Origin of the sequence: Bradyrhizobium sp. SHOUNA76 (assembly GCF_023006445.1) — a bacterium.
In the GTDB taxonomy this organism is placed as follows: Bacteria; Pseudomonadota; Alphaproteobacteria; order Rhizobiales; family Xanthobacteraceae; genus Bradyrhizobium.
The window spans coordinates 1-4,155 of record NZ_JALBHA010000533.1; the positions used below are offsets into that span (position 1 = coordinate 1).

The following is a 4,155-nucleotide window of genomic DNA, read 5'->3' on the forward strand; positions in this document are numbered from 1 at the left end:
GTCGCCGCCGAACACGGCATGGTGGTCGCGCAGGAGAAGATATCTGCGCAGGTCGGTGCCGACATCCTGCGGCGCGGCGGTAATGCGGTCGATGCCGCCGTCGCGACCGGTTTTGCGATGGCCGTGACCTATCCGCGCGCCGGCAATGTCGGCGGCGGCGGTTTTATGGTGATCCATTCCGTCGATCGCAATGAAGACATCACGATTGATTACCGCGAGACGGCGCCCGCGGCGACCACGCCACAAATATTCCTCGGACCCGACGGCAAGCCGGACGTAGCGAAATCACGGGATTCCGCGCTTGGCATTGGCGTGCCCGGCACCGTCGCAGGTCTCGCTCTCGCATTGGAAAAATACGGCTCGGGCCAGTTCACGCTGGCACAACTGCTCGAGCCTGCGATTGCACTCGCCCGCGATGGTTTTGTCGTCAGCGACGACATGGCAGACACGCTGCCGGGCTGGCACCGGCGGCTGGCACGCTGGCCTTCCTCGGCCAAAATCTTCTCGCGGCCGGATGGCACGCCGATCAGTGAAGGCGACAGGCTGGTGCAGGGCGATCTCGCTGAAACGCTGTCAGCCGTCGCGGCGCAGGGGCCACGCGGCTTCTATGAGGGGCCGGTTGCGGAAAAGCTCGCCAAGGCCGTGACGGACGCCGGCGGCATCATGACGCCGGCCGACCTGAAATCCTATCAGGCGGTGATCCGCGCGCCGGTGCGCGGCACCTATCGCGGCTACGACATCGTATCGATGCCGCTGCCTTCGTCTGGCGGCGTGGTGCTGGTGGAGACCCTCAACATTCTCGAAGGCTTCCAGCTCGCGGATTTGAAGCAGGGTTCGCCGGCGTCGCTGCATCTTTTGATCGAAGCCATGAAGCGCGCCTATGCGGACCGTGCGCGCTATCTCGGCGATCCCGCCTTCGTCAACGCACCAATCGAGACGCTGACCGCCAAGGACTACGCCGCCAAGTTGCGCGCAGGCATCTCCGCCGATCGCGCCACGCCGTCGAAGGAGCTGGCTTCGGCGGCTCCCTCACCGCGCGAGGGCAGCAACACCACGCATTTCTCGGTCGTCGACGGCCGCGGCAACGCCGTCAGCAACACCTATACGCTGAACTTCAGTTATGGCGTCGGCCTCGTCGCCGACGGCACCGGCGTGCTGCTCAACAACGAACTCGACGACTTCACCGCAGCGATCGGCGCTTCCAATGCCTATGGCCTGGTCGGCTTCGAGGCCAATCTGCCCGGACCGGGCAAGCGGCCGCTATCCTCGATGTCACCGACCATCGTGCTGCGGGACGGCAAGCCGGTGCTGGTGACAGGTTCGCCCGGTGGCAGCCGCATCATCTCGACGGTGCTCCAGGTGATCGTGAACGTCCTCGACTACAAGATGGACGTGGCCGCTGCCGTTTCGACGCCGCGGCTGCATCATCAATGGCTGCCGGACGAAGTGCGCATCGAGCGCGGCTTTCCCGACGACGTGCTGCTCAGCCTGAAGGCAATGGGTCATTTCGTCGTCGAGCCGATGGGGCAGACGTCGGCCAATTCGATCCTCGTGACTCCGAACGGGCCGCTCGGCGCGCCCGATCTGCGCACGCGCGGTGCGGAGGCCGCGGGGCAGTAGGCCGGTCATTTGCATGGCACGGGAGCGCGGGCCCGCTAGCTCCCGCGACCACGCGTGCTACCAAAGCGCAGCTTTCAAGAAACTGCCGGGGAGACGCACATGACGACGACCGATCCGAACCAGCGTATCGAACGCGCCGAGATCGAGGACACCAGCCTGCTGGCGTTCTATCGCGACATGAGCACGCCGGAGCGCCGGACGTTCTGGGCCTGTGCGGCCGGGTGGGCGCTCGACGGCATGGACTTCATGATCTATCCGCTGGTGATCGGCACCATCATCGCGCTGTGGAAGGTCGATGCGGCCTCCGCTGGCCTTGCCGGAACGGTGACGCTGCTCGCCTCCGCGATCGGCGGCTGGCTCGGCGGTTATCTCTCCGACCATATCGGGCGGGTGAGAACGCTCCAGATCACCATCATCTGGTTCTCGTTCTTCTCGCTGGTCTGTGCCGTCGTGCAGAACTTCGACCAGCTCCTGATTGCACGTGCCGTGCTCGGCCTCGGCTTCGGCGGCGAATGGGCGGCGGGCGCCGTGCTCATGGGTGAAGCGATCCGGCCGCAATATCGCGGACGTGCCGTGGGCTCGGTGCAGTCGGGCTGGGCGGTCGGCTGGGGCCTCGCGGTGCTGTCGCAAGCGATCCTGTTCTCGGTCTTGCCGCCGGAGACGGCCTGGCGCTGGATGTTCGTGATCGGCGCGCTGCCGGCGCTGCTCGTGTTCTACATCCGCCGCTCCGTCACCGAGCCGGAAATCTCGGCCCAGGCCCGCGCCAGGCAGGCCGCGAGCGGCGATCGCCCGGCGCTCTGGGAGATTTTCTCCGGTCCGATCCTGAAGACCACGATCCTGGCGTCGCTGATGGCGACGGGCTGCCAGGGCGGCTACTACGCCGTCACGTTCTGGGTGCCGCAATTCCTGACCAAGGAGCGGCATCTGTCGATCGTCGGCTCGACCGGCTATCTCTCGACGCTGATCATCGGCTCCTTCATCGGCTATCTCGTCGGCGCCTGGCTTGCCGACCGCATCGGACGTCGCAATCTGTTCCTGATCTTCTCGATCGGCGCCATGGCTGTGGTGCTGCTCTATACGCAGCTGCCGCTCACCAATGAAGTCCTCTGGGTGCTCGGTTTCCCGCTCGGCTTCTTCGCCTCGGGCTATTTCTCCGGCATCGGCGCGTTCCTGACCGAGCTTTATCCGACGCGGCTGCGCGGCTCCGGCCAGGGCTTTTGCTACAATTTCGGCCGCGGCATCGGCGCGCTGTTTCCGTTCCTCGTTGGCGCGCTCTCGGCGACGACGTCGCTTGCGAATGCGATCGCGATCTTCGCGGTGGTGGCCTACGCTGTGTTCTTCATTGCCGCCTTTGCGCTGCCCGAGACGCGCGGGCGCGTCCTGCACGCGGACTAAACTCCCGGCGTGGGGCGGCGAGGAAAACTTACCGCCCCACCTGATACGGTCCGCCCTTTTCCAACGCACGAGCATAGGCCGGCCGCGCGTGGATGCGCTCGAGGAATGCCATCGCCTTGGGATGGCCCTGCTCGAGGCCGCCGCGCGCTTGCGCCGCCTCCAGCGGAAAGCTCATCTGAATGTCGGCAGCCGTGAAGTCGTTGCCAGCGAACCACTCGCTCTTCGCAAGCTCGCCTTCCCAGTAATCCATGTGCTGCTTGAGCTGCGGATTGACCAGCGTGGTCAGCGCCGTGTTCGAGACCTTGCGCACCAGCGGACGAAGCAGTGCGGGCGCGCGCTTCGGCATCAGCGTGAATAGCAGCTTCAGCAGCAACGGCTGCATCGCGGATCCTTCGGCATAATGCAGCCAATAGGTGAAGCGCAGCCGCTCCGGCGTGTTCGGAGGCGGAATCAGGCGGCCGTTGCCGTAGGTCGCGATGAGATATTCGATGATCGCGCCTGACTCGGCGATGGTGTTGCCGTTGTCGGTGATGACGGGCGACTTGCCGAGCGGATGGATGGCGCGCAGCTCCTTCGGCGCGCGCATATCCGCCTGGCGCTGATAGCGCACGATCTCGTAGGGCACGCCCAACTCTTCGAGCAGCCACAGCACGCGCTGCGAGCGGGAATTGTTGAGGTGGTGAACGGTCAGCATCGGCGAGGTCCCCCAAGGCTAGGCGTGGTGGCTAGGCGTGGTCGGTCGGCCGCGTACCTGCCAGCCCGGGAACGCAATGTCGAGCCATCCGGTCGGATAATTTCACCCGGGTATATTGACAACCTAAATATACCCGGGTATTAAACGGCCCGGCATCGTCAATATGGCAATGATTCCAATGCAGAAGATTTTCACCGCTTTCCAAGGCCCGCGTCGCCTGGTGTCCGGACCGGCAGGGGAAGTCGCGCTAATCGTCAAGCGGATGGCGCCACTGCCGGACGAGCCCATCATCATCTTCGAGGACGACACCGGCCGATCGATCGACTTCGATCTGCGCGGCGGGGACCGCGAAGTGCTGACGCGGTTGGCGAAGCTCGTCCCGCCCCCGGTCGAGGAGAGCACGCCATCAAGCGAGCCGCGCGGCCGCGGCCGGCCGAAGCTCGGCG

General features: G+C 65.3%; 4 protein-coding genes. 3 read left to right on the forward strand and 1 reads right to left on the reverse strand.

The annotated features are described in order from the left end of the window. Together ggt and MOV74_RS32635 are read left to right on the forward strand one after the other, a co-directional pair. Positions 1 to 1,620: gamma-glutamyltransferase (gene ggt / locus MOV74_RS32630; protein ID WP_246931106.1), on the forward strand; the 1,620-nt coding region annotated here is incomplete at its 5' end. A 99-nt stretch (positions 1,621 to 1,719) separates the two neighbouring features. Continuing rightward, positions 1,720 to 3,015: an MFS transporter gene (locus tag MOV74_RS32635; RefSeq protein ID WP_246931107.1), complete on the forward strand. Its 1,296-nt coding sequence runs from the start codon at positions 1,720 to 1,722 to the stop codon at positions 3,013 to 3,015. 28 nt (positions 3,016 to 3,043) lie between these two features. Here the strand turns inward: MOV74_RS32635 and MOV74_RS32640 are convergent, their stop codons facing one another. Beyond that, on the reverse strand, positions 3,044 to 3,709 hold the full coding sequence (locus MOV74_RS32640) for a glutathione S-transferase family protein (protein WP_246931108.1): 666 nt from the start codon (positions 3,707 to 3,709) through the stop codon (positions 3,044 to 3,046). 163 nt (positions 3,710 to 3,872) lie between these two features. Here MOV74_RS32640 and MOV74_RS32645 point away from each other — a divergent pair. Further along, a partial coding sequence (locus MOV74_RS32645; RefSeq protein WP_309486859.1) for a DUF2239 family protein occupies positions 3,873 to 4,155 on the forward strand: 283 nt, incomplete at its 3' end.

Excerpts from the sequence above, each read along its gene's own strand:
- MOV74_RS32635 (WP_246931107.1), top strand. The coding sequence starts at position 1,720 with ATGACGACGACCGATCCGAACCAGCGTATCGAACGCGCCGAGATCGAG.
- MOV74_RS32640 (WP_246931108.1), bottom strand. The coding sequence starts at position 3,709 with ATGCTGACCGTTCACCACCTCAACAATTCCCGCTCGCAGCGCGTGCTG.